This is a genomic window from Acinetobacter sp. DL27 (assembly GCF_055810995.1).
Window position 1 is genome coordinate 325,056 of record NZ_CM147947.1, and the last position, 19,624, is coordinate 344,679.

Annotated in this window: 22 protein-coding genes; 13 read left to right on the forward strand and 9 right to left on the reverse strand. The window is 38.9% G+C overall.

Annotated features, from left to right (window positions below; translation table 11 throughout):
• Positions 1-2: 2 nt before the first annotated feature.
• Positions 3-362: a hypothetical protein gene (locus tag AC0KVP_RS01440; RefSeq protein ID WP_062032388.1), complete on the forward strand. Its 360-nt coding sequence runs from the start codon at positions 3-5 to the stop codon at positions 360-362.
• 70 nt (positions 363-432) lie between these two features.
• Here AC0KVP_RS01440 and tfpZ (AC0KVP_RS01445) read toward each other — a convergent pair whose 3' ends face one another.
• The 3 genes from tfpZ (AC0KVP_RS01445) to AC0KVP_RS01455 form a co-directional block, all read right to left on the reverse strand.
• The gene (tfpZ, locus tag AC0KVP_RS01445; protein WP_062032385.1) at positions 433-1,167 is read right to left on the reverse strand and encodes a TfpX/TfpZ family type IV pilin accessory protein; all 735 of its coding nucleotides are present in this window, start codon (positions 1,165-1,167) and stop codon (positions 433-435) included.
• Between the two features lie 4 nt (positions 1,168-1,171).
• A complete protein-coding gene (locus AC0KVP_RS01450) occupies positions 1,172-1,555 on the reverse strand; it encodes a PARP domain-containing protein (RefSeq protein WP_062032382.1) in 384 nt (127 codons plus the stop codon).
• A gap of 80 nt (positions 1,556-1,635) precedes the next feature.
• Complete coding sequence (locus tag AC0KVP_RS01455; protein ID WP_473338413.1) at positions 1,636-2,166, reverse strand: pilin; 531 nt, start codon at positions 2,164-2,166, stop codon at positions 1,636-1,638.
• Positions 2,167-2,928: 762 nt separating this feature from the next.
• On the opposite strand from AC0KVP_RS01455, the gene AC0KVP_RS01460 reads away from it, so the two are divergent.
• The 3 genes from AC0KVP_RS01460 to tfpZ (AC0KVP_RS01470) are packed head-to-tail and all read left to right on the forward strand — an operon-like array spanning position 2,929 to position 5,875.
• Positions 2,929-3,390, forward strand: coding sequence for a pilin (locus AC0KVP_RS01460; protein ID WP_473338416.1), 462 nt, complete (start codon positions 2,929-2,931; stop codon positions 3,388-3,390).
• The gene (locus tag AC0KVP_RS01465) at positions 3,378-5,129 is read left to right on the forward strand and encodes a PglL family O-oligosaccharyltransferase (protein ID WP_473338419.1); all 1,752 of its coding nucleotides are present in this window, start codon (positions 3,378-3,380) and stop codon (positions 5,127-5,129) included. Before AC0KVP_RS01460 ends, AC0KVP_RS01465 begins: the two co-directional genes overlap by 13 nt.
• The gene (gene tfpZ / locus AC0KVP_RS01470) at positions 5,129-5,875 is read left to right on the forward strand and encodes a TfpX/TfpZ family type IV pilin accessory protein (RefSeq protein ID WP_473338421.1); all 747 of its coding nucleotides are present in this window, start codon (positions 5,129-5,131) and stop codon (positions 5,873-5,875) included. Before AC0KVP_RS01465 ends, tfpZ (AC0KVP_RS01470) begins: the two co-directional genes overlap by 1 nt.
• Positions 5,876-5,929: 54 nt before the next feature.
• Here tfpZ (AC0KVP_RS01470) and bfr read toward each other — a convergent pair whose 3' ends face one another.
• From bfr to gmk, 6 genes are all read right to left on the reverse strand, one after another.
• Positions 5,930-6,394 (reverse strand): heteropolymeric bacterioferritin subunit Bfr, encoded by a 465-nt coding sequence (gene bfr / locus AC0KVP_RS01475; RefSeq protein WP_004691472.1) that lies wholly within the window; start codon positions 6,392-6,394, stop codon positions 5,930-5,932.
• A 252-nt stretch (positions 6,395-6,646) separates the two neighbouring features.
• Positions 6,647-6,841, reverse strand: coding sequence for a bacterioferritin-associated ferredoxin (locus AC0KVP_RS01480; protein ID WP_010327639.1), 195 nt, complete (start codon positions 6,839-6,841; stop codon positions 6,647-6,649).
• A gap of 155 nt (positions 6,842-6,996) precedes the next feature.
• On the reverse strand, positions 6,997-7,380 hold the full coding sequence (locus tag AC0KVP_RS01485; protein WP_473338424.1) for a RidA family protein: 384 nt from the start codon (positions 7,378-7,380) through the stop codon (positions 6,997-6,999).
• Positions 7,381-7,449: 69 nt separating this feature from the next.
• Positions 7,450-9,549, reverse strand: a complete 2,100-nt coding sequence (locus AC0KVP_RS01490; protein WP_348959180.1) for a RelA/SpoT family protein — start codon at positions 9,547-9,549, stop codon at positions 7,450-7,452.
• A gap of 223 nt (positions 9,550-9,772) precedes the next feature.
• Positions 9,773-10,054, reverse strand: a complete 282-nt coding sequence (gene rpoZ, locus AC0KVP_RS01495; protein WP_004978050.1) for a DNA-directed RNA polymerase subunit omega — start codon at positions 10,052-10,054, stop codon at positions 9,773-9,775.
• 77 nt (positions 10,055-10,131) lie between these two features.
• Positions 10,132-10,755, reverse strand: coding sequence for a guanylate kinase (gmk, locus tag AC0KVP_RS01500; RefSeq protein ID WP_178896389.1), 624 nt, complete (start codon positions 10,753-10,755; stop codon positions 10,132-10,134).
• A gap of 134 nt (positions 10,756-10,889) precedes the next feature.
• On the opposite strand from gmk, the gene ispH reads away from it, so the two are divergent.
• The 9 genes from ispH (at position 10,890) to rpsP (ending at position 19,610) form a co-directional block, all read left to right on the forward strand.
• On the forward strand, positions 10,890-11,840 hold the full coding sequence (ispH, locus tag AC0KVP_RS01505; protein ID WP_126035090.1) for a 4-hydroxy-3-methylbut-2-enyl diphosphate reductase: 951 nt from the start codon (positions 10,890-10,892) through the stop codon (positions 11,838-11,840).
• A gap of 163 nt (positions 11,841-12,003) precedes the next feature.
• Positions 12,004-12,447 carry a GspH/FimT family pseudopilin gene (locus tag AC0KVP_RS01510; RefSeq protein WP_473338429.1) on the forward strand — a complete coding sequence of 148 codons (444 nt, stop codon included), beginning with the start codon at positions 12,004-12,006 and terminating at the stop codon, positions 12,445-12,447.
• Positions 12,444-12,950, forward strand: a complete 507-nt coding sequence (pilV, locus tag AC0KVP_RS01515; protein ID WP_473338432.1) for a type IV pilus modification protein PilV — start codon at positions 12,444-12,446, stop codon at positions 12,948-12,950. Before AC0KVP_RS01510 ends, pilV begins: the two co-directional genes overlap by 4 nt.
• 1 nt (position 12,951) lies before the next feature.
• Positions 12,952-13,923, forward strand: a complete 972-nt coding sequence (locus tag AC0KVP_RS01520; RefSeq protein WP_473338434.1) for a PilW family protein — start codon at positions 12,952-12,954, stop codon at positions 13,921-13,923.
• On the forward strand, positions 13,923-14,729 hold the full coding sequence (locus AC0KVP_RS01525) for a PilX N-terminal domain-containing pilus assembly protein (RefSeq protein ID WP_473338435.1): 807 nt from the start codon (positions 13,923-13,925) through the stop codon (positions 14,727-14,729). The genes AC0KVP_RS01520 and AC0KVP_RS01525 overlap by 1 nt, the downstream gene beginning before the upstream one ends.
• Entirely contained in the window at positions 14,726-18,295 is a 3,570-nt protein-coding gene (locus AC0KVP_RS01530) for a pilus assembly protein (RefSeq protein WP_473338437.1), read from the forward strand. The genes AC0KVP_RS01525 and AC0KVP_RS01530 overlap by 4 nt, the downstream gene beginning before the upstream one ends.
• A 10-nt stretch (positions 18,296-18,305) precedes the next feature.
• Positions 18,306-18,743, forward strand: a complete 438-nt coding sequence (locus AC0KVP_RS01535) for a type IV pilin protein (RefSeq protein WP_473338440.1) — start codon at positions 18,306-18,308, stop codon at positions 18,741-18,743.
• Positions 18,737-19,207: a type IV pilin protein gene (locus AC0KVP_RS01540; RefSeq protein WP_473338443.1), complete on the forward strand. Its 471-nt coding sequence runs from the start codon at positions 18,737-18,739 to the stop codon at positions 19,205-19,207. Before AC0KVP_RS01535 ends, AC0KVP_RS01540 begins: the two co-directional genes overlap by 7 nt.
• A 145-nt stretch (positions 19,208-19,352) precedes the next feature.
• On the forward strand, positions 19,353-19,610 hold the full coding sequence (gene rpsP / locus AC0KVP_RS01545) for a 30S ribosomal protein S16 (RefSeq protein ID WP_004718284.1): 258 nt from the start codon (positions 19,353-19,355) through the stop codon (positions 19,608-19,610).
• The last annotated feature ends 14 nt before the right edge of the window (positions 19,611-19,624 follow it).

Sequence of the window (19,624 nt, forward strand, 5' to 3'; positions counted from 1 at the left end):
ATATGAGCGCACTCAATGAATACTATGCTGCTTTAGAGCGTTTAAAAGTCAATAAGCCGACAATTATTACCAAAGGCTCTGCAATTAATAATGACACTGTTGCACTGGAGGCTGGGCGTAAACGGGGTTCGATTAAGAAGAGCCGTCACGCTGCATTAATTGAGGCAATTGAGCTAGCTGCACAGGAAGCAGGGCAAAATATTCTTTCGCCTGCCCAGCAAATTGAGCAAGCGAAAACTAAGACCAAAGCGGTGAAAAGTGATTATGAGCAGCTGAAAGAAGATTATGAAAAACTGCTGGAAAAGTGCAATTCGCTGTTGCTGGAAAATTTTGAATTGAGGCAAAGTACTCGGACTATTTGATTGATATAGCCACTCAGTTTATGAACTTAGTGGCTTTTTAATAAATGGGGTAAAAAATATGCCGTTAAAATTATTCCCACGGTCTTAAGTCTACAATTTTGATGATAGAGGCGGATTCTTTATTGACCAAAACCACCATATCTAAAGCATTGGCTTTTAGTGGCAGCCATGCATCAGCTTTTGGATAGTTTTTCAAAAATTTTTCCACTTCCTGTTTTTTATTGTAGCGCTCTAGCTGGCTTAATGATAAAGCACGTTGTTGTACTTGTAGTTTAGCATCAATAAATTCAACATAGCGTTCTGGTTGTTGAGCAAGAGAAATACCCCCCAAAACCTCAGTAAAGATATCATCTTGATGTTGCTGAGCGCTCACTGCTGATTTTACTGCAACAAACTGTGGTTTGATTAATGATACATATTGAAATTGCGGCTGAGCTTGATCAATATTGTCTAAAATGATGTCATTTTTTCGCACTAACTCGAAACGATCTGCATGGAATACTAACCATGCAGGACGACCTTGTTCAATACTAAATATCCCATAACATAGAGCCGCAATTTGAATAATAATAATTACGCTTAGGTCAAGTTTAAGTGTTTTCTTACCTTCTTTATAGACCAATAAACCCAAGACTGGTCCGACAATCACGTCGATTGCCAACAGCATTAAAAAGATATGGGTAACGCCAACTGCGCTTGCGAGAGGAGATGGATACCAGATGAAAAAGACAAGTCCAACGACAAGTAAAGCAATCAGAAATGAAATAGATAAGTGGCTTAGAAAAAAAATTAGGCGTTTTGACATATTTTTACTTAAACTTATAATTTTCAGGAACTAAACAGTAGCCAATAATTTTAGGTTGAAATTTAGGTGATAAATGAATACCGAAGTTTTGCTCCACTATACATTCTTGTTTTATATTTGAAATGTCTACCATAATAATTATACCTTTTGGAGATAGATCGTTTCTAGCTGCACAAGCGTAATTCAATGCTAATGAACTGTTTTTAGCGAAGGAGATACTACTTAATTCACCACCAGTTTTTGGTTGAAAACCTTGCTTTTTAATATTTTCAAAATTCACTTCTGCGGTTCCGTGAAAGAGAATATGATTATTATTTTCAATTTCATCTGGAAATTGTCGATAATTACTTTCTTCACCCAATGATTGAAACTTATATTCTTTAATCATAATTTTTTATTTACTCAATAGTTGCTAACTTTTAACAATAAAAAAGACTGGCGCACCAGTCTTTTTAACACTAATTAAAATTAGTAAGTACCTTGACAAGAACCTGGTAAATATTTAATTGGCATTGGGTTGTTACCTGCAGCAGCAGGGCCACATTTCCAGCCTTCAATTGTCTGACCACCAGCCGTAGCGGCAACTAATTCACCTTTAGCAACAGCAACAGTAGCAATACCAGTACCTGCTGCAACAGCAGCCATCATTGGTGTGATACTAATTGAATTGGCCGTTGCGCTAGTTTCACCACCTAGATTAGCTTCATTACCAACTACTGTGATTACACCTGCAGTTGATGCAGATCCACTTGCAACCATTTTTGTTGGCTGGATTGAACAGCTTGATCCCAAAATATCACCTAAAGCCTGTGTAGGCGAGTTTTGAACTAAATCCGTAATGATTGTTCTACAAGAAGAAGCTGCCAAAATAACTTCAGATACACGCGCTTTAACTGTATAGTTTTGATAAGCAGGAAGTGCAACTGCAGCCAGAATACCGATAATAGCGACCACAATCATAAGTTCGATGAGCGTAAAGCCCTTCTGCATTGTATTCATAACATTCTCCACAAATGTTTTGTTAATTTAATTATAAGCTTTGTAAGCTATTTTAATATTAGCACTAAACGTGCCAATGTATATTATCTAATTATTTCTCATGAAATCAATAGATTGTTTAATAGATTAAAAATCTTAAAAACTTAAAAAGTAGATTTATGTAATTAAGTGACAAAAAATGTCAGTTTTATCGGTTTTGAGATATGTAAATATGAAAATTGCTTGTACTGGGAAAAGTTAAATTATTAGCAGCTAAGCGAGCAGAAAACTATGTTGCTTTGGTGGTGGTTGCTTGTGTGGGGATGAAAGCAATTTGGAATTGAAAGTGCTGTTGTATACGGAATGTTTCATATATCGGTGAGTAATAGAATGAAACGGCTTAAAGACTTCAAAATAACCGAACGAATACCTCGTGCAGCTGTAAAAGTTGTGTCCATGTAGTTTGGTGATGACGAAGCGACTAGGTGTATTGTTCTGCATCATACAAGACGTGAGATTCTTCAGCCTAAAGGAGAAATACAGAAGTTGACTTATAAATGAGTCTGGATTTTTTATTCAGTTTTAGCTTAACAAAATTTTAAAATATCTCACGATTAGTTTGCTTCATAAAATTCATGCTATCGCACTCAGTAAAAGCCATTTTCTGATATGGACAAAACTCAAAAGTTTGCCCATTAAAAAGCATGTCCATATGGACAAAATGAATAATGACGTAAAAATATATAATTCAGTAGTTTAATGCATGTCCATATAAAGTCACTTATGGAATGTTTTCTATTAATGATTGTTGTAGCCATTATTGGTATTTTGGCTGCAATTGCACTGCCTGCGTACCAAGATTATACAATTCGCGCTAAAGTATCTGAAGGAATTTTAGCTGGTTCAGCATGCCGTACAACAATTACAGAAGTATATCAATCTTCAGCATCTGGCTCATTGCCAGGAGCAGGAGCTTGGGGTTGTGAGAGTACCTCTGGTACTGCTCCAAGTAAATATGTTGCTAGTGTAACTACATCTGCTGCCGGTTTAGTTACAGTAACTTTAGGTGCAGATTCTTCTCTTAAAACGGCTGCAAATAAAACGATTGATATGACACCGTTGAAGAGTGATGGTACTGCTATGACTAGTGCTGAGGCTGGAACAAGTGTTCATTCGTGGAAATGTGGTCCAGGCGCTACAAATGGTATTGCTCCTAAATATTTACCAGGTTCATGCCGTGGTTAATATCTAATAGTTTAAAAAGGCTCTATATAGAGCCTTTTTTATTAGAGAAATTATTAATGTTAATAAAGTTTAAAAATATATTTTTATTGTTCTCTTTTTTATTAGTAGGATTTTCTTGGCTGACGCCTAATCACTATTTGCCTTGGACAACTGCTAATAATGATTTTTCAATTTTTTTAGCCTTATTTTTTTTGGGATTTTTTTTGCTTTTAAATAATATTAATTTAAGCATTCCTAAAATCTTTATTTTACTTATTGCTTTATCAGCTCTACCTTTATTGTTGTGGTCATTGAGAGGTAATGCTTTTTTTGGTGATGCATTGGTTTCTTCCATTTATATTGCGGGATTCTCTTTTGCATTTTTTATAGCTTTCAATCTTGCAAATGAAAGTGAAAAAATTAAATTCGAAATATATAAAGTATTCAGTTATCTAATTATTTGGACGTGTATTGTCTCGGTGGGAATCCAGTTAAGCCAATGGTTAATGTTAAAGATGGGCAGTGTCTTTATTGTTGATTTGGTGCCAGGAGGAAGACCTTATGCAAATTTTGCACAGCCAAACAATTTTGCGACATTCTTATGTTTAGGGTTGATGGCTAGCTTATATATATATGAAAAAAAATATATCAATGGAATATGTGGATCATTCTTAGCCATTTTTCTGTTATTTGGTTTAGTATTAACGCAATCAAGAACACCTTGGATATTTTCTATATGCTTTGCAATTTGGTGGGTTTGGAAAACGTATGATTTGAAGGTGTTGTTTTCGAGAAAAAAATTACTATTTTTTATAATTGTATATGTTGTCTTTCTTATCGTTATTCCTTTCTTATCTAAATTTCTAGGAGTAATCACAACTGCTGATATTGTTTCTAGAGCTACTAATGGATATTTGAGATTACCAATGTGGCATCAGATGTTGATTGCTATTCAACATGAACCTTGGTTGGGGTATGGCTGGAATCAGGTGAGTGTTGCTCAAATCACGGTATTTCTGGACTATCCAACAACAGAATGGATAGAACACAGTCATAACATTCTATTGGATTTAATAATTTGGAATGGTATCCCTTTAGGTATCTTGATTATTCTGGGTTTCTCATGGTGGTTATATCAATTAACTAAATTGGCAGCATCTATTGAAATAATAATTGCGCTTGCAATGATTGGCTCAGTGTTGGTTCATGCAATGCTAGAGTATCCTTTGGAGTATGCATTTTTTCTTATTCCAGTAGGTTTTTTACTGGGTTTAGTGCAAGCGGATCGATTGAATATAAAATTATTCAAAATTAATAAGAATTTTTTTGCTGTATTTTTATTATTTTATTTAATGTTATATGTCTGGATTTTTGTGGAATATCGAGTAATTGAAAAGGATGTTGAACTAGCAAGATTTGAATTAGCAAATATTGGAGAAATTCATTCAGAAAAAGCGGCACCAAATGTAATATTGTTGACTCAATTACGTGAGCAAATTCGTTTTATGCGTACGGAGCCAAAATCTAATATGACTTCTGAGCAGCTAAAATGGATGAAGCATGTGGCATATCGATATGCGATGCCGATTTCTTTGTATCGTTATGCGCAAGCATTAGCACTGAATGAGCAAGAGGTAGAGGCAAAACGACATTTACTCATTATTCAAAAACTATATGGTAGAACTTATACGTACGAATCTTTATTTAATAAGGATGCTACATTGGCTTTTAAGTGGAACGAACTGAGCGGATCAAAATAATGATGCCTTTCACATCGAAAAGAAAACTATTTTTTATTAAGCATTTAAGTGTTTCAATTTTAATTGCTTTAATTATTATTAGAATTGTCTTTTTTATTTGGTATCCATCACCACTTGCCACAGCGGTTGGCGTGACTCAAATCTTCCTTATGATGCTTGCTATAGATGTAATAGTCGGCCCTGTGCTGGGTTTATTGGTTTATAAAGAGGGTAAAAAAACCTTAAAAATAGATTTAAGCATCATCATTGCACTACAAATTTCAGCACTTGGCTATGGTATATATAGTATTGAGCAGGGCCGCCCTGTATGGGTTGCCTACAACGTAGATCGTTTTGAGTTGGTGCGAAAAAATGAAATGATTACAGATCATATAGAACAAGCACTTCCCCAATTTCAGCATCCATCTTGGTTTAAGCCACAATGGGTGGGTGTAGAGTTTGCTAAGGATGCAAATGTTCGGAATGATGATTTATTCGCAGAAGCATTAGGGGGTATTTCGATTGCGCAGAAACCTGAGCGTTATGTTGATTTTGTTCAAGCAAAACCACAACTGCAACAACGAACAAAAAGTTTGAAGGAGCTTAATCAGTATAATGATGTAAAACAAGTAGAGCGTATTGTGTCTAAATATCCTCAAGCAACTGGTTTTGTTCCTCTAAAAGCCAATGCTGTTGATATGACAGTTTTAATCAATAAAGAGAAAGGTGAAGTAGTGAAGATCGTCGATCTTCGACCTTGGAAATAAAGCTCAACAGTAAAAAAACCTGCATATGCAGGTTTTTTAAATGATAGAAAAGTTTTAAATCTGACTCTGAATATAATTCTCTACACCTACAGTCTCAACCAAATCAAGCTGTGTAGTTGTCCAATCTAACCACTCTTCTTCTTTTTCTAAAATTTCTTGAACAAGATCTCGAGTAACGTAGTCCAACTGCTCTTCGGCAAGCTTGACAGCAGCTTGAATGGATTCAATATTCTCTTTGACTTTACGGACATCACAGTTAAGAACTTCCACTGTGTGTTGACCGATGTAGAGTTTACCCAAGTGTTGTAGGTTTGGTAGACCTTCTAAAAAAAGAATGCGCTCAATGATTTTGTCAGCATGCTTCATTTGACGGATTGACTCTTTATATTCAGCTGAACCGAGTTGTTCAATCCCCCAGTCATTAAACATGCGAGAGTGTAGGAAATTTTGGTTAATGGCAGTTAAATGATGATAAAGCACCTGATTTAACTGATTAATTACATCACGATTGCCTTTCATGATAAAGCTCCATTCAAACTGCGGCTTAAAAATAATATCAATAACTTATGAGAAATATCTTAAACAACAAAGTGGTTTTTGGCGAGTAATTTATAGAACAGCAAATGAAAATCGCAATCAAAAGCATACGAGGTGGAAATTTGATTTTAGGCATTTAAAAAAGAAAACCCGCCTAGAGTCATAAGCGGGGGAGGAGTTACTCATAAAGAGTAAATTAATAATTATGGTTATTCTAAAAAACGAATCAAATACCTAGGCAGCAATGGCTAAGCGTGAGGCAATGGCAGATACTTCAGCACTGATGATTGAGCGTGCTTCTGGTGCACAACGACCACAGCATGTGCCGAGGTCGAGCATCTCGCGAACTTCGCGATAACTACCCGCACCATTTTCAACAGCGTCTTTAATATCTTGATCTGTAATACCACGGCATAAGCACACGTACATTTCAGCAAGCCACATGAAAGAAATAAGATAAGTGATATTATTGATAATTGTTATCGTTTGTCAATAAAAATCATTTGAAATCTCATTTGTCTTTATTGAGATTTTGGATAAAAAAAAGCCACTCAATCGGTGGCTTTTTCTTAAAAAAATATAACTTATTGATTAATAGTCACAATGCCATCCATCTCAACCAATGCATTTTTAGGTAGGCTAGCCACACCGAGTGCAGCGCGTGCAGGGTAAGGTTGTGCGAAATACTCGCCCATAATTTGATTGACCAACTGGAAGTTTGAAAGATCGGTTAAGAAAATATTCAACTTCGCGATATCAGCCAGTGTTCCACCAGCAGCTTCACAGACAGCTTTTAAGTTATCAAACACACGACGAATTTGTGCTTCAATGCCTTCAACCAACTCCATACTGTATGGGTCTAAACCGATCTGACCAGAAAGGTAAAGTGTATTGCCGACTAAGATTGCTTGCGAATAAGTGCCGATCGCAGCAGGGGCATTTTCAGTATGAATTACTTGGCGGGACATCGTGTTCTCCTATTATATTCACCATCAATCATAGCCTAGATTGGCATTAAAATGTGTGGATTTAAACAATTAACTCGCAATCGATGTTTCCGCAATACTAACAGGTTGAGCCAATCGACTGATACGTGGGAAGCCAAAATGCATACGTAGATCACGAATGATTTTTGCAATTTGCTTACGGTTGTGCACCACAACATTGACATAAGTCTTATCATCTTGATTACACACCATTTCAACCCCGATTTTTTCTTTACGGCATTGATAAATTAGGTCAGAAATTTGTTCGTCATCCATGGCCATGTTAATCAATAAATATGCAGTAAAACTAATTTCTTCTTCATTCTCGTTAGTCCACTGCAACGGCATGATATTTTCAGGGTGCAGATGTTGTTCATGTAGGAGGTTATGACAACGTGCACGATGCACAATAAGACCGCGGCGTGATAAATGTCCTTGAATTGGGTCACCCAACACAGGGTTACAGCAATGTGCGTATTTAACATCGACACCCTCAGTACCTTGAATGAGTCTGTCAGATTCCTGTGCACTTTGGTCATGCGCAAACAAATGATTCGCAACCAATTGCGGCAGTAAATCGCCCACGGCAATTTGTTCAAAGAGTTGGTCTTTACTTTCAATATGTCGCCATTGTAAAAGCTCTAACCAGTCTGATTCGGTTAAATCTTTAATGGATACATTGAATAGTTTTAAAGCGCGATTTAAAGCTTGTTGTCCAACAAGGCGTTGTTCTTCGATGTCTTGCTCACGCAGTATATTTTGTAGGGCACGGCGGGCTTTTTGCGTATTGACGAAGCTGAGCCAATCCGGGTTTGGGGTGGCCAAGACATCGGTTATAATTTCAATCACCTGACCACTGTGCAATGGCGTAGAAAGTGGTTTAGTTTCCCCATTGATTTTCGCACCTACCGCATGGTTACCTAAAAATAAGCTGGCAGAATATGCAAAGTCGACTACCGTTGCCCCTTGCGGTAACTCGTGTAGATGACCTTGTGGGGTATACACCCAAATTTTCTCTTGGTGTAAATAATCGAGCAGTTCGCTAAAAGTGGTTTTAGCACAGGCTCCATCGATCAAGACATTCAAGTTCTGCATCGAGGCTTGAATCGCAGAGCGGCAAGCTTGTGGAGCACTGTCGCCCAGTACTACACCAAAACGCGCCGCTTTACGCATCAGTTCGGTTTGAATGGTTACTGATAAGGTTGTATTTTCACCTTTTAAGCGCAGTAGCAGTGATTGGTTACCACCTGGGAGGGGTTTACGGATATGGTCTGCAAAGTGTAAAACTTGAAAACTCTCTCGCAACACATCGGCTAAGCGGTCACAGTCAGCAATGCTATTTAGAATAATTTCAAAGGCATGACTATGCGTGAGTTCATGTAGATCAATGTCATTTTTCACAAAGTGGCGTAACAGTTCGATATTATTATTTTTCTTTTTAATTCGACCTGAGATTTGATGGGTTTTTAATAGCTCAGTCAGATTATTTTCCCATTTGCTTTGATATTCACAGCGTTTGGGTTTGGTTTGCAGGAGGGCTTCTTGGACATTGTTATACATGTCGAGGTCAAGGTTTTGATAACACAGATGCTCGAGGTTATCGCCCATCTCATTCATACCAACAATACGTGCCATCGGGACAAAAATATCAAACGTTTCTTGGGCAATACGCGCACGTTTGTCGGGACGTAGTGCATCTAAGGTGGTCATGTTGTGATAGCGGTCAGCCAGTTTAATAATAATGACACGTGGGTCTTGTAGTGTGGCTTGCAGAATTTTTCGGAAAGAAGCGGCTTTATTATATTCTTTATCACTGGATTGGCTAAGTTTGGTGACGCCATCGACCAGTTCGGAAACGGTTTTTCCAAATTTTTCTGCAATATCTTCTTTGCTAAAGTCTGTGTCTTCAATCACATCATGTAAAAGTGCCGCCATCAGCGTTTCGGCATCTAGACGCATATGCGCTAAAATACAGCTGACCGCAATGGGGTGCAAAATATAGGGTTCGCCACTTTTACGGGTAATACCATCATGGGCAATATCCGCATAATCACAGGCCGCAAGCACTCGCTCGACGTCGCTTTCAGTTAAGTAAGCATCGATAATAGTTTTGAGCTGTTGTTTAGCTTGGCTGACCATTGGGCCTGGCATAAAACACCTTTAAGACGTAGCAATTACAAGAAAATTTTACTGATCCTCTAATGAAAAACATATTGCATGAGTTGTCAAATTTTTCATTGAGAGAAAAGCAAAAAAGATACACCTAAACCACGATGAATCCTATGTTCTAGTTATAACGTGTATTGGATAAATATAAAAGTTATCCAATAAAAAAGCCTAGTTAAAAACTAGGCTTTTAAGCGATAAATTTTTCTTATTGGAAAGAAAAACCATCTAAATTCAAATTGTTTGCAGAAAGTGCAAGATCAAGACTCGAAGTTTGGTAGTCTTGCTCACGTTGTTTCAAAATATCTTTAGAAACATGACCGATTGCGATTTCACGTAATGCAACAACAGTCGGTTTGTCATTGTCCCACTCAACAGTAGGTTCAATACCTTGACGTGCCAATTGACGCGCGCGTTTGCTTGCCACTAGTACAAGCTCAAAGCGGTTGTCTACATGGTCTAAACAATCTTCAACGGTTACGCGTGCCATAAGAGTTCTCGTTACAAAGGCTAAAATTAAACAGACTGTGCAGTATAAGGTGCTTTGTCTGTAGACTCAAGTTTTAATCACTTTTCAACAGGGGTGATCAGCTCAGAAATCATTTTCTGATGACGACTCGCTTGCTGTGTAATGACTAAACGATTGGCAATAATCACAGACTCAAGATCGTGCAATGCCTTATTAAAATCATCATTAATAATGACATAGTCGAAGTTAACATATTGTTGCATGTCTTCAACTGCACAGCCTAAACGCCGCTCAATCACTTCAACCGAGTCTGTGCCACGGTTAGACAGACGCTGACGCAGATCAAACTGGCTTGGTGGTAAAATGAAAATTTGTTTAGAGTCAGGAAAAAGCTTGCGAACTTGCTGTGCGCCTTGCCAATCAATTTCTAGTAGGACATCATGACCTTTCGCCAGTTGTTCTTTTACTGTAGTTTGAGCTGTACCGTAGTAATTACCAAAGACTTCGGCGTATTCAATAAAACCACCTTGTTCAACCAAGGCTAAAAATGAGTCTTTTTCGGTAAAATGGTAATGTACACCATCAAGTTCGCCGGGACGTTGCCCACGTGTAGTATGAGAAACAGAAACGTGAAGATTCGTTACACGGTCAAGGAGGGCTTTTACGAGGGATGTTTTGCCTGTTCCTGAAGCTGCAGAAACGACAAACAAGAGACCCGACATGATATTTTTCCTGATATGATAAAATATCTTCTCTATTTTAGAGCAGACAAGGTTTAAACGAAATAGCAAGGCGTCACTTTGTTTGCATTTATTTTATTAGTTTCCGCTGATTGAAAAGTGGTATCGAGGAACATATGGAAATTGTATTGGCCAATCCACGTGGTTTTTGTGCAGGTGTTGACCGTGCGATTGCCATCGTAAATCGTGCGCTTGAGTGTTTTAATCCACCCATTTATGTACGACATGAAGTGGTGCACAATAAATTTGTCGTAGACGATTTACGTCAACGAGGTGCAATTTTTGTCGATGAATTGGATGAAGTACCTGATGACAATATTGTAATTTTTAGTGCACATGGGGTCTCTAAAGCAGTACAGATCGAAGCCGAACGTCGTGGTTTAAAGGTTTTTGATGCAACCTGTCCATTGGTGACCAAGGTTCATATTGAAGTTACTAAATATGCTCGTGAGGGGGTTGAGGCCATCTTAATTGGTCATGAAGGCCACCCAGAAGTTGAAGGTACCATGGGGCAATATGACCTGAAAAATGGTGGTGCGATTTATTTGGTTGAAGATGAACAAGACGTGGCCGAGCTTCAAGTGCATCATCCTGAGCGCGTGGCTTTTGTTACTCAAACTACTTTATCAATTGATGATACTGCAAAAGTGATTGATGCGTTACGGGCGAAATTTCCTGAGATTCAAGGGCCGCGTAAAGATGACATTTGTTATGCGACTCAAAATCGTCAAGATGCGGTGCGTGATTTAGCAATCCAATGTGATGTGGTATTGGTGGTCGGTTCACCAAATTCATCGAATTCGAATCGTTTACGAGAATTGGCCGAGCGCATGGGTAAAGCCGCTTATTTGGTCGATAATGCAGATGAGCTTCAACAAGTATGGTTTGAAAATATCGTTAAAGTTGGTGTCACAGCGGGTGCGTCTGCACCTGAAATTTTAATTAAGCAAGTGATTCAACGATTACAAGACTGGGGTGCAACACCACCACAAGAGCTTGCCGGAACGGAAGAAAATATTACCTTTAGTTTGCCAAAAGAGTTACGTATTGCGGTAACTCAAGCCTAAAAGGTGGATTGGTTAACATTCTAATTTTATTGAAAAACTAACAGGTGATTGTAAATTGGCAATCATCTGTTTTTTTATGCCTTTTATCCTGTATTGTGCCGCTTTTGTAAAAAATTAGAATACGCTTTACATAGGCTTAAGCTTTGTTGCCGTGGGGGAGAGTATGCACAATAAACAAAAAGGGTTCACCTTAATTGAATTGATGGTGACGATTGCCGTAATGGCCATTATCGCAGTGATAGCGGTACCTTCTTTTGGCACTCTTTTACTAAGACAGAATTTAAAAAAAAGTACGCAAGAATTAGCTAATGTATTGGTTCAGGCAAGAGCAAAAGCAGCATTAGAACGTCGGGAAGTGACTGTGCAATTGAATACAACAGCTATTGCAGATTCAATCAGTCAATTGAACTGGATGCCAGAAGGCAAGGCTGTGCTTAAAGCTGGTTCTCCAACAAGTATTACATTTTTATCGAGTGGTTTAATTAAAAATGCAACGACCGATACCTCTTTTACTATTTGTGAGCAAAGTTCTGGCGAATTATCTAAAACAGTGAGCATTTCTAAAATGGGTACGATTCAACAGATTGCCGAGGGGACGTGCTCATGAAGATAATGATGTCGAGCCAAAAAGGTGTAGGTTTAATTGAAATATTGGTAGCGTTATTGATATTGGCTATTGGTATTTTAGGATTTATTGCATTGCAATATAGAGCTGTCGAGGCTACGTCTGAGGCGATTAATCGTGTGCAAGCAATGAATATTGCAAGAGATATGGCGGAGCGTATACGTGCGAATAGGAGTGGTTTCACTTCCTACAAGACAGAAACATCAACCGCAGGAAATCAAACATCATTTGCTACCAATTGTATAACTGACTCTTGTAGCGCGGCAGATTTGGCCGATTTTGATGTGGCTCAGGTTACGCAGAAGGCGGCTGTTTTGGGTATGACGGTCAACATGTTGTCTTGTGCAGGAAATAGTGATGGACGAAATTGTTTGTATGTTGCCTGGGGCGATACGAGTGCAACTGATGGTACCGCAACTGGGGATTGTACCAATGGGACTACTTATCATGGGGCTTCTACCTGCGTAATTATGGAGACCTATTAAAATGAAAAATAAGCAATTAGGTTTCACGTTAATCGAATTAATGATTTCTTTGGCATTAGGTTTGATTGTGGTTGCGGCTGCTATTTTATTATTTTTAACGGGGCAGAAAAGTGTAGCAATGCAAAAAGGTGTCGCGGAACTACAGGATAATGCCAACTTTGGTTTAAATTACATTACAAAAGATATTCGTTTGACTAATTTAAATGTGAGAAGTGCTGCAATTAACGATCAGACAACATATGGCGGAATAGTTTTAACAACATCGAATACTGAGCCAAAGAGTAATGTGTATCTAACTAGCACGGCATTAGATGTGGATTTCATTTCAAAAAATGATTTAACCAGTAATGTTGTAAATAGTAGTGATACTGCTGTGAATAGTGATCAGTTGGTGATCCAGTATTTGCCACAATACACTTTGGATGACAAAGGGACTGCGAGTACAACAGATGATGAGCTTGTTGGTGGTTTTGATTGTGAAGGTACTGAGCTTCGGTTTAATAAGGCATCGACAGGATTACAAGTCGTGGTGCAGCGTTACTTTTTAAGAGCAGATAGTAATAAAGCCGCAAATGAAAGTTTAGCTTTAGCTTTAGCTTGTGATGCTGGGCATTATGCATTAGAAACTCCGGCAGTGATTTCTAGTTATGGTGATGCTGGTGAAATTATCATGAAGCGTGTTGATCATTTTAGAGTGTTACTTGGTGTAGAAGCGAATGGCATGCACCGCTATATGCCCGTTTCAAGTTATATGGCATTAACGGCCCCGCGTCCTAGGATCTTATCTGTACAGTTGGGAGCATTGGTTCGTTCAACGCAACCCTTGGGAAATGATGCTGTTATTAAATCGAACCAAACCTTTCAGGTATTGGATCAGACCGTTAAAGTGAAAGCATCAACAGATCCTAAATATATTCGCCAAGTTGTATCACAAACTATCGCCTTGAGAAATGCTCTTGGGGAGCGTGAATAATGAAAACAAAACAAACGGGTGCAACGCTCATTGTTGTTCTGATCTTATTGGTTCTTGTGACCGTAATTGGTACATTGGCAGTGAGAAGTAGCCTGACTGCATTAAGTATTGCAACTAATAGCCAAGCACAGCAATTACTGGTGCAAAACTCTGATTCAGCAATATTTAATGTTGAAAACCCCGTTTTTTTGACTAGAAACACGGCTTATGATGGTCTGTTTGGGCAAATTAAAAGTGATGCGAACAAAGGTAAAGAGCTTGTTTTTTGTTATCGCGGTGCATCTAGTAATTTCTATGATTATAGTCAAGCGAGCTTTATGAAATGGGTGTCTGGGACTGCTCCTTCAAATAGTGAGTTGGGATTGGATGGTTACTGTAAAATTGGTGGTACGGAAAACTTTTTTACTAGTGGTCGCAGAGCTGTCATGACGCAAGTTGCGATTAAAGCCAATACAAGTTCTGATAGCTTGGATCTAGCTTTCCAACATATGCAAGAGGGCACGGATGTTGAAGCCTCAAAAATTGAAAAATCTGAAAAAATTTTAGTCATTGCGACATCTATAGTGCCAGCGTTAAGTACTGTCGAGGACTCTAAGATTAATAATTGTTTCTCTAAGCATATGAATCAAGTGGTTATTCCAAATGGAGTAACACCTGTACAAGACCCTGATGATTCTACTAAAACGATGGGTACTTCTGTTTCACAGTGCTTACAAAATTTAGGTGTGCCAGTCAACACACAAATTGCTGAATATAACTTAATGCAAGTCGTTAAAAAAACGGATTATTGGGAGGCAACATTATGAAAAATAAAGCGAAATTAATTACCTTTAATCTCTCGGTATTAAGCACTTTAATGCTGTGTGTGACTGCAAGTAACTATGCCAGTGATATTGAAATTTATAAAGCGCCGAATGCTTCAGATGGTAAAGCGCGAATCATGTTGAACCTTGATAACTCAACTTCTATGTCTGGCGACCCCTCCGGTATGAAAGGTGGACCGAGTACAATCAGTGATGACTTTCCTGGCGTAGATTGCCCTAGCGGTAAAGAGAAATATTATATCGATTCTGAAACAAAAACTTATGGTACAAAATCGTATACTTTTAATGCACTCTATTGTGAAATGCCCAAAGCGACTTATAACGGCTTAACGGGTGCAGCTAAAACTAGAGTCGATAATTTGTGTCCATCAACTACTTCGGGTAATCGTAAATGTTATAGCCGACTTACTATGTTAAAGCGTAGTGCCTTAGACGTGATTAATGATGTAAGTTTGGGGGCCAACGTTAAAATGGGTTTATCTTTTTTTCCTAAGCATGATGGTTCAAAACGTATTGCCGCAGGTCGTTTAGATGGTAGTGATAAAGTGACTAGGCCAGTGCCACTAGCTTGGTATAATCCGACTACAGGTGCAATTTGTGAGACAGCACCTTATACAGGGTGTAATGATGGCCGTGACCAACTAAGTAAGATTATAGCTAGTGTAGATATATCAGAAACAAATTATGATGAGAAAGAGGTTCCAGTAGCAAAAGGATATGGCGATGCAGCGCATGGATTATTGACGAATTCTGATGGCACAATTTTAACTGCAGACCAGTGTTCTGGTTATGGCATTTTTACCTTGACCTCAGGTATTCCTGATTCTGACGATGTAGGATACGCAAGAAATAAATTAAATTCTGTTTTAAGAGGGGAAACAGGAAGTACGATTTTGAATATGGTGGGTCAGTGTCCTGATGGTGGTAGTGGTGGATCTGCTGGCGATGGAATGGCTTGGAAATGTGTCAACGCTGCTGCTGCGCGATTGTTAGCTGGTAAAGCTAGAATTAACATGCCAGTCAAATCAGTCGTTGTGAGTTATGGTTCGACGATGACGCTCGGGCTTCCTGATTTACAACCATACGACTCTAAAGTGACCACGCAAAATACTATCAATACCAATCTTAGTAATTCATCAGTCGATACTAAAATCGTGAATGACAAAAGATATGCTGCCTATGCGGGATTAAATGGTGGTGGTGGCTATAATTCAGTTCAAGATCCAGATGCATTGTCTAAAACAATTAAAGACTTTATTGCAGATGTCGCTAAAGTAGACATTCCTTATATGACTACAGGAGCCCCGACCATTCCACAAGATCCACTAAATTCAGCATTGGTACAAAATAATGCTTATTTTTCTCAATTTAAACCGACACCAAACAAGTTAACGACTGTGGGAAGCCAGTTATGGGTTGGTAATATGAAAAAATATCGCGTCAATAATTTGGGGCGTTTAATTGGTAAAAATAATGACATCATTGGCGCAGCTGAAGTAAAAGAAGCGGTGACGAATGACCAAGGACAGTTAATTACGGGTACGCACGACTATTGGGCACCTGATGTCAGCTCTGTGGCCACTATCGCTCAAGGGAATGAAACGGTATGGGGGAGTGAGCTTTACGCTCGTATGGGCGGGGTGAAATCGCAATTGCCAATTGCGACTCTAGATCCTACTGGTAATATTACGTCAGATAATCGTAAATTACTGACCAACCGAGTGGTGAATGGTAGCGGTGTCGCTAGCGAAAGCACAGATTTAAGCCAAATTAACAGTGGGACTTGGGCAACTAATGATGCGAAACGTTCAGATATCATGAGTTTGTTCAAACTGCGTCAGTTAGGCGCAGTGATGCATTCATCGCCATTGTTACTTTCCAATGAAGGTAAAATGACCTATAACACGACGACCAATCAGCTCGAACCAAGTAATCGTGCAGATTATGTGTTGTTTGGTAGTACTCAGGGTTTACTTCATGTGGTCAAAGCAGATGACTATACTGCAATTAATGGTGGTGGTAAGGAGGTCTTTGCTTTTGTACCTCATGAAATGATTGAAAGACAAAGTAAAGCATTCTTAACACCTGAACAAACCTCAGAAGGCACAAATAAGCTGTTCTATGGAATCGATGCACCATGGGTAGCTTATACTGAATATGTACCTAAGACGGATGGTACTTTAACTGTGGGTCAAGGAAAACCAATTACTGTCGATGGTACGACCAGTTATTTACAAGGTAAACAACTGGTTTATGGTGGTTTGCGTATGGGGGGGCGTAGTTATTATGCGCTTGATTTACATGATATAAACAACCCCAGTTTAAAATTTCATATCAATCCAGCTAGTGCAGAAATTGGTACACCACTCAGTTATATGGGGCAAAGTTGGTCTAAACCTAAAATTACGTGGGTCAAGTGGAAAGGGCAACGTAAGTTGGTGATGTTTGTTGGTGGTGGTTATGATGCAGGTTATGAAACGGATACTTATAATCAAATCAATGGGACTGGCGCTGGTGTATATATGTTTAGTGCTGATGGTGCGGATGCGGGTAGTTTATTGTGGTGGGTAAGCAAAAACGCCGTAACTACGGATGCAACCACTAACCCAGATATTGCAGCGCTACATAGTCCAAATATGGCTTATAGTGTGGTCAGTGAAATTAAAACGACTGATCGAGACAATGATGGTTTGGTTGATCATCTATATTTTGGTGATTTAGGTGGTCAAGTCTTCCGTATCGATCTTAACAACAAAGCGACCATTACAGGTGCGTTTGCAACACGTTCAACTCGAATCCTCAATATGCATGCTTTAGGTGGAAAAAGCCCACGTTTTTATGCAGCACCTTCATTTGCAATTTTTAAAGATAGTCAAACCAGTAATTTATTTGCAGCGATCTCAATTGGTAGTGGGAATTTAAGCCATCCTTTGGCTGCTTATGATGAAGGTTCTGGCTGGACATCTGATGCTTTATATAACATATATGATAAAGACGTAACACGTTCAGATTTATATACATCAGATATTACCCTGAATACTCAAGATGCAGCGGTCGGAGCGACGGGTACGCGTGTAATCAATGAGTTGACTATGGCAAATCGTTTTATGCAAACTGCTACCAATATAGCGGCACCCGTAGCACCGTACGCAACTTCAGCAGGTTGGTACTATAAACTCCCAAGTGGCACCAAAATTCAGCATGAAAAAATCTTTTCTTCCCCGACTGCTATTGATTATGACCTATACGTGAGTAGTTATGATGCAAGTCGTTTAGGGTTAACGGGTGAATGTGGTGGTGGTGTACAAGGGGTTAGTACAGTACAAATTTTCTGTATGCCATATGGTCAATGTTCGGCAAGTGGTTATCCTGACCGTACATCTACTAATTACAGTGATGATCATGGACCAGGGATTCAGAATCATACGATTGCCAGTGGTGGTGATGGAACTACACGTTTGGTGGGTGGTGCAATTATTGGTAATAATTTAAATGATCAATATGCAACAACTATTAAATTCATTGCTCAACGCTGGTATGAGAAATAATAGGTGATCTATGACTAAGAATGGTTTCACCTTGATTGAATTGATGGTGGTGGTGGTGATTGTGGCAATTTTTGCTGCAATTGCCATCCCATCTTATCAAACTTATATCCGAAGAGCCGAGACATCGAAAGCACAGCAAGAAGTGAAGCGTATAGCGACACTACTTGAGCGCCATAAAGCACGAAATTTTAGTTATAAAGGTTTTGATTTATCTACACAGACGATTAATACCCCAAGAACGTACAGTTTTGAATTAAAAGATGGCTCAGATACTACGAAGTTGCTAAATGCAACTACTGCTTCAGGGCATTTATGGGTACTTAAAGCTATTACAACCGATGTTAAAAATTATAATTACTTAATCACAAGTACAGGAATACGTTGCAAAAATTTAACAGCAGCAAATATTACCTACACAGGATGTGGTGCGGGAGGGGAGGCATGGTAAGAATACAGAAAGGCTTTACCCTAATTGAGTTGATGATTGTTGTCGCTGTTATTGCAATTTTAGCAGCTATAGCCTATCCATCTTATCAAGAGTATGTACGTCGTACGAAGCGCGTTGACATGCAAGCAAGTCTTATGCAAATTGCTGATCAGATTCAAAGATATAAGATTGCAAACTTTAAGATTGTTGGGGCAACTGCAAGTGATTTCGGGATCGCCGCATCTTATCCAACACAGGGGGGCGGATTATATACAGTCAGTTTAACACCCGTGGCTGGAGTTCCTGCGGTTTTAAGTTCTCAGGATTGGATACTGACAGCCACACCTATTACAGGTTCTGCTCAAGAAGGAAATGGGCATTTGGTGTTAAACTCTCGTGGAGAGCGATGTTGGACCAAAGGAACAGACATTAATAGCGGTTCTGCCTGCACTCCTTCAGCCACCTCCAACTGGGACGGCAGATAAAATCCAAATTCAAAACTGTGGATAAACAAATTTTAATCTTTCTTTCGCAGCAAAGATAACGTAAAATATTGCCCTCTATGAAAGGGGTTTGAAATGTTCCGGTGGTCGGGGCAGGGATAATCCGTAAAAACTATAAGGTTGTATCATGGTAGTTATTCGTCTTGCACGCGGTGGTGCTAAAAAACGTCCGTTCTATCAAGTTATTGTAACTGATAGCCGTAATGCACGTGACGGTCGTTTCATCGAACGTATTGGTTTCTTCAACCCAACAGCTCAAGGTAAAGCAGAAAAACTTCGTTTAGATGCTGACCGTTTTGCACACTGGGTTGCTCAAGGTGCTCAACCATCTGAACGTGTTGCCTCTTTAGCTGCTCAAGCTAAGAAAGCTGCAGCTACTGCATAATTTTTGCTAATTAA